Here is a 6,335-nt window from a genome sequence, read left to right as displayed (position 1 = left end):
CCCCGACCCCTACCCGCAGCCCGGTCCCGCGTCCGGGACGCCTTGGCCGTGATGCGTGAGCGTCGTCGCCTCTCCCCGGTGTCGAACCCGGCATCGCCATCGCGGTCGTCGATTCCTCGGACACCATGCAGATCTACGTGGCCGACCTCGACATGCCCTTGCCCGCCGATATCCAGAAGCTCACCAACGCCTCGTAACTTCCCCCACAGCCGCCGGATCCTGCCCCTGCGGACGCCGATGCCGGATGACACTCGAGTGATCAAGAAGGGCGACAAGTCCGTCGAACGGCACTCATGGTGAGCGCGGGCATCGAGCCGTACGCCGACCTCACGGACCCGCACCACCGAGGGAACAGGACTGGGCCTGCCCATCGTCCACCGAGTCCTCCTGCTCCACCACCCGACCCTTGCGCCGAACCGGTCACGGGGTAGCGGGGCGATCAGCAGGGGATACGGGCTGCCGTGCGGGCGTCTCGAGTGCCTTGGGAGGAACGCGATTAGTACCCAGGTAGGAGGCGACGGCGCCGGATTCGCTTCCCCGGTGCCGTAGGTGGCCGGATTTCCGCGCCTAGCTTGATGGACGGGTCACGCAGACCCACCCAGTTCTCGTCATCCATCCCGTTGTTTCCCAGGTGGGAGTACCTCTGTGGCCACCTTCCTCTACAGACTCGGCCGGTTCGCCTTCAGGCGACGCCGCCTTGTGGTGATGCTGTGGATCGTCATCCTGGCGGTCGTCGGCATCGGCTCCGCGAGCGTGTCCGGCACGACGTCGGACCAGTTCACCATTCCCGGCACCCAGTCCCAGAAGGCACTGGACCTGCTCGACAAGGAGTTCCCCCAGGCCTCTGCCTCGGGTGCCACCGCGCGAGTCGTCTTCGAGGCGCCCGACGGACAGAAGCTGACGTCCGGGGCCGACAGGACCGAGGTCGAGTCACTGATCGCCGACCTCAAGAAGGCTCCCCAGGTGGCGAGCGTCAGTGACCCCTACGCCAGTCGTCTGATCAGCCAGGACGGCACCATCACCTACGCCCAGGTGACGTACAGGGTCGCCCAGGCCGACCTCACCACCGAGGCACGGGACGCCTTGCACGCCGTCGCCGACAAGGGCGAGAAAGCGGGTCTGGCGGTCAGCCTGGGCGGTAACGCCGTCAACGAGAAGGAGGGCGCGAAGGCGGCCGAGCTGATCGGTCTCGCGGTGGCCGCCGTGGCGCTGGTGATCACCTTCGGTTCTCTGCTCGCCGCCGGCCTGCCACTGCTGACCGCGCTCCTGGGCGTCATCGTCGCGATCCTGTCGATCACCATCGCGACCGCCATATGGGACATGAGCTCCTCGGCGTCGACGCTCGCGTTGATGCTGGGCCTGGCGGTCGCCATCGACTACGCCCTGTTCATCGTCTCCCGCTACCGCAGCGAGATCAGGGCGGGCCACGAGCCCGAGGACGCCTGCGGGCGAGCCCTTGGCACGGCCGGATCAGCGGTCGTCTTCGCCGGCCTGACCGTGGTCATCGCGCTGGCGGGCCTCAGCGTCGTCGGCATCCGGCTGCTGTCCGACCTGGGCCTGGCGGCGTCGTTCGCGGTCGTCGTGGCCGTGGTCGTCGCCCTGACCCTGCTGCCCGCGGTACTGGGCTTCGCCGGGATGCGCATCATGAAGGGCAACCTCCAGACCAAGCGCATGCGGGCGCTGGAGCGCGGCGAGGGCGAGCCGATGGGCGTGCGCTGGGTACGGCACGTCATCCGCCACCCGTGGCGGGCGCTTCTGGTCTCGGTCGCCGCCCTCGGCGTGTTGGCCGTCCCGGCTCTGTCGATGCGCCTGGGCATGCCCGACGACAGCACGGCTCCTGCGGGCAGCACACAGCGGGTGGCCTACGACACGCTGAGCAAGGGATTCGGCCCGGGCTACAACGGCCCGCTCACGGTCGTCGTCGACGCCCGGGACAGCAAGGACCCGAAGGCCGCCGCCGGGGAGACGGTCACGGCGCTGGGCAAGCTGCCCGACGTCGCCTCCGTGAGCCCGGCCGTGTTCAACACCTCGGGCGACGTGGCACTGATCCGGGCCGTCCCGAAGGGCTCCCCGAACAGCCAGGAGACGGTGGACCTGGTCGGGGAGATCCGTGACACCACCGCCCCGGCCGTGCTGAAGGCCACGGACGCGGAGGTCGTGATCACCGGTACGACGGCCTTGAACATCGACGTCTCCGACAAACTCGGCGACGCTCTCGTGCCCTACCTCCTGGTGGTCGTCGGCCTGGCCGTGATCCTTCTGCTGCTCGTGTTCCGCTCCATCCTGGTGCCTTTGAAGGCGACGCTGGGATTCCTGCTCAGCGTGACGGCGACTCTGGGAGTCCTCGTCGCGGTCTTCCAATGGGGTTGGTTCAAGGACGTCTTCGGCGTCGACACGACCGGGCCCATCGTGAGCGTGATGCCGATCTTCATGATCGGCGTGGTCTTCGGCCTCGCCATGGACTACCAGGTCTTCCTCGTCACCCGGATGCGGGAGGAGTACGTCCACGGTGCCGAGCCCACCGAGGCGGTGGTCGCGGGCTTCCGGCACGGTGCACGTGTGGTGACGGCCGCGGCGATCATCATGATCTCCGTCTTCGCCGGATTCCTGCTTGCCGACGCCGCACTGATCAAGTCGATCGGTCTGGGGCTCGCGTCGGCTGTCCTCTTCGACGCCTTCGTGGTCCGCATGACGATCGTGCCCGCGGTCATGGCCCTGCTGGGCCGCCGGGCCTGGGCACTGCCCCAGTGGCTGGACCGGATCCTGCCCGACGTGGACGTCGAGGGGGAGAAGCTGCGGCACGTCCTGGACGGGCCGACCGCCACGAGCGGGCCGGGCGGGGAAGCCGAGCCGGGAAGCGCTCAGGACAGGCCGCTCGAGCCCGCCCGCCGAGGCCAGGACTGACCACCGCGCCGCTTACAGTGGCTGGCGCACGGTGATCCCACGGAGTGGGAGCCGTCCCTCCAGTCGCCGTCCGTCGCCCCTTACTCCCCCCAAGGGGCGACGGACGGTTTCGCCGGTACCTCGGAGACACACGCCGTGCCCTCAGCATCGAAGGACCCCATCGTCGACCGCGGCACCCTGCTGTGCAGCTCGGAGGACCGCACTGTGGACCGGATCCTGACCCTGCTGGCCTCGGTGGGGCGGGCGGACCAGGCGCATCCCCATGTCAGGAGGTGGGGGGTGCCCGTCCTGTGCGCCGCGCTCGGCCTCCAGCCCCTGATGGAATACCCCGGCCCGGGGCCCGCGCTCCCGGTCACACTGGGCCTGCTGGCCGGAATCACCGTACCGCTGCTGTGGCGCCAGAGCCGTCCTGTTCTGGTGTTCGCCGTCGTCACGGGCTTCTCCGTGGCGGAAGCCGCATGTGGCGTGCTGACCAACGCACATTTCCTCGCCCAGCTGGTCATGCTGTACAACCTGGCCCGCTTCGCCACCCCCCTCGCTCTGGCCGGGGCCGTGTCGGTCGCCGTACCCCAGACGCTGGTCACCGTCCTCGCCTTCTCCTCCGACGTCCAGCTCAAGCGCATCACCAGCGCCCTGGCACTGGCCGTCATGCTGACGATCTGCATGATCGCGATGGCGGGCCTGGGGCTGGGCGGCCGGGTGGCACGCCTTTACATCACCGCTCTCCAGGACCGGGCGGTGCGGCTGGAGGTGGAGCGGGACCAGCGGGCCCGGCTCGCAGAAGCGGCGGAGCGGGCACGCATCTCCCGGGAGATGCACGACATCCTCGGCCACACACTCGCCGTCATGGTCGGTCTCGCCGACGGGGCGGCCGGGCTGGCCGAGGCCTCACCCAAACGAGGCGCCGAGACCCTCCGGACCATCGCCGACAGCGGGCGTGGTGCCCTGGCGGATCTGCGCCGACTCCTCGGCACCCTCCGCGAGAACGGCACCGCGTCCTGCGACTCCCCGCTGGCACCTCAGCCCGGCCTGACCGACCTCGACGCCCTCCTGGAGAGGGTCCGGGCCGCCGGCCCCACCGTGACCCTGCACACCGAGGGGGACCTCGCCGGCCTCCCCGCAGGACTCCAACTCACCGTCTACCGCATCGTTCAGGAAGCACTGACCAACACCCTCAAGCACGCGGCCCTTGCCACGACGATCGACGTGGCCGTCGTGGCGACCTCCCGAGGGGTACGTGTCGCCGTCGAGGACAGCGGTCCCCCACGTGCGCCGCGCAAGCGCCCTCGCAACGACGGGGGACAGGGGCTCCTCGGTATGCGCGAGCGCGCCGCGCTCTACCAGGGGACCGTGACCGCCGGCCCGAACTCCCGGGGCGGCTGGAGCGTCCGAGCGGAACTGCACCTCGTCCCACCCACCAACACGCCTACGGAGAAGTACCTGGCATGACCACTGTCCTCATCGTCGACGACCAGGCCCTGCAACGCCTCGGCTTCAGCATGCTCATGGAACAGCACCCCGACCTCACCGTCGTCGGCGAGGCCACGCACGGCACCGAAGCGGTGCGTATGACGGCAGAACTCCACCCGGACGTCGTCCTGATGGACGTGCGCATGCCCGGCATGGACGGCATCGAGGCGACCCGACACATCGTCACCTCAGGTGGCCGCTCCCGTGTGCTGGTCATGACCACTTTCGACCTGGACGAATACGCCTACGACGCGCTGCGGGCGGGAGCCAGCGGTTTCCTCCTCAAGGACGCCCTGCCCGAAGAGCTCCTCGCCGGTATCCGCGCGGTCGCGGCCGGGGACGCCGTCATCTCACCGGGGCTGACCCGCAAACTCATCGACGCCTTCACCACACACCTGCCCGGCCACACCCCCGAGCAGAAGCGACAGCTGGAAGCCCTCACCGAACGCGAGATCGAGGTCCTCACCGCGGTCGCCATCGGCTACAGCAACGCCGAGGTGGCCGAACATCTGCACCTGGCCGAAACCACCGTGAAGTCCCATGTCAGTCGCATCCTCGCCAAGATCGGTGCCCGGGACCGTGTCCAGGCTGTCATCTTCGCCTACGACGTGGGGCTCGTACGGCCGGCATGACAGCCGGAGCGGTGTGGGGTCCCGAGGCCGGACACGGGCAGCGGCCGCCGGATCAGGCCGCCACGTGCGAGCGGAGACGAGCAAGGTGAGCATGCGCATCGGGGAAAGTGGAAGAGTCCATCCTGGAGCAGGGAGGGGAGGACGGCGAAGGCCGGGGCACCGAACGCGTCCGGTGATCAGGACCACGGGCGTGCCCATGAACAAGTCGGGGCGGACCGACCGGCGTCGGACGGACCACCGGCACGACCCGCTCCCCGGGATCGCCCGACGCGTGGCCGTGGGGAGCGCGCTGATACTTCTCGTCAGCGGTGTCATCTCCGTCGTGCAGCCTCGCCCGCTCACCACTATGAGCGGCACATCGCTCCGGGTCCGAAGCGCTCTGCAGACGTCCAGCCCGTCGATGTCCGGCAGGCCGAGGTCGAGCAGGACCATGCCCGTCGACTCCGAGAGGAGCGCCTCCTCGCCGGTGGGTGCCCAGACCATCTCATAGCCGTACCGCGGCAGGGCGCGCAGCAGAGAGTCGGCCACCAGTTGGTCGTCCTCGACGAGCAGTACCCGCACGTCATCTCCCCGCGGGGGTGGGGGTCGTGTGGGCATTGAGGCGTCTGGTGAGGCGCACGGTGATCATGCACGGTACCTTCAAGTGAGGGTTGGCTGTCGCCGGATGAGCGACCGTCTCATACGGGCCGGGCTTGGCCCGGCCCTCAACATAGAAGGTGTTCTCTGCTCCACCCCAGCACCGGAGAACCGATTGTGACTGGTCCGCTCCTACCGAAGTAGGAGCGGGCGTCCTTCTCCCCCTGCGCCTCGGCCGGTGTGGACGGTCAGAACATGGTGTTGCCGTTCTTGGAGGTCGGTGGGACGAGCTGGAGGACGTCCCAGTGCTCGACGATCTTTCCGGCCACGTCGAAACGGAAGATGTCGATGCCGGCGTACTCCTCGGCAGGCCAGGTCTGGTGGCAGTGCAGGATCACGTGGTCGCCTTCGGCGAAGGCGCGCTTGACCTCCACCCGCTTGCCCGGGTATTCGGCGGCCATGCGCTCGAAGTAGTCGATGAACGCCTGCTTGCCGTCGCCGACGTGTGGATTGTGCTGGATGTAGGTGTCGCCGACGAACTGGTCGATGGCCTCGGCGGGGCGGCACTGGTTGAACATCAGGTCGTAGAACGCCTCGGCTGTGGCCTTGTTCTTCTCCAGGTTCTTTTCCAGGTCGCTCATGGTGCCTCCGTAGGGTCGGGTGTCAGGCGCGGCAAGGTGAATGCGTCGAGAAGGTGGTCGGCGCCGACAGGGACGGGCAGAGTCCGGCCGGCGAGGTCGGCGGGGGTTTCGG

4 protein-coding genes and 1 pseudogene are annotated in these 6,335 nt (G+C 68.9%); 3 read left to right on the top strand and 2 right to left on the bottom strand.

Annotation, left to right across the window (positions count from 1 at the left end):
• The first annotated feature begins 645 nt into the window (after positions 1 to 645).
• From FNH04_RS39320 to FNH04_RS39310, 3 genes are all read left to right on the top strand, one after another.
• The gene (locus FNH04_RS39320) at positions 646 to 2,904 is read left to right on the top strand and encodes an MMPL family transporter (RefSeq protein WP_322725170.1); all 2,259 of its coding nucleotides are present in this window, start codon (positions 646 to 648) and stop codon (positions 2,902 to 2,904) included.
• A 135-nt stretch (positions 2,905 to 3,039) separates the two neighbouring features.
• Positions 3,040 to 4,353, top strand: coding sequence for a sensor histidine kinase (locus FNH04_RS39315; protein ID WP_322725168.1), 1,314 nt, complete (start codon positions 3,040 to 3,042; stop codon positions 4,351 to 4,353).
• The gene (locus FNH04_RS39310) at positions 4,350 to 5,006 is read left to right on the top strand and encodes a response regulator (protein ID WP_152790810.1); all 657 of its coding nucleotides are present in this window, start codon (positions 4,350 to 4,352) and stop codon (positions 5,004 to 5,006) included. The genes FNH04_RS39315 and FNH04_RS39310 overlap by 4 nt, the downstream gene beginning before the upstream one ends.
• A 339-nt stretch (positions 5,007 to 5,345) precedes the next feature.
• Here the strand turns inward: FNH04_RS39310 and FNH04_RS39305 are convergent.
• A pseudogene (locus tag FNH04_RS39305) lies at positions 5,346 to 5,603 on the bottom strand (response regulator transcription factor); the annotation flags it as partial.
• 227 nt (positions 5,604 to 5,830) lie between these two features.
• On the bottom strand, positions 5,831 to 6,223 hold the full coding sequence (locus FNH04_RS39300; protein WP_152790808.1) for a nuclear transport factor 2 family protein: 393 nt from the start codon (positions 6,221 to 6,223) through the stop codon (positions 5,831 to 5,833).
• Between the last annotated feature and the right edge of the window lie 112 nt (positions 6,224 to 6,335).

The organism is Streptomyces phyllanthi, assembly GCF_009377205.1.
Taxonomy (GTDB): Bacteria; Actinomycetota; Actinomycetes; order Streptomycetales; family Streptomycetaceae; genus Streptomyces; species Streptomyces phyllanthi.
The sequence above is the reverse complement of the archived record's forward strand: the minus strand, read 5'-3'. Positions and strand labels throughout refer to the sequence as shown.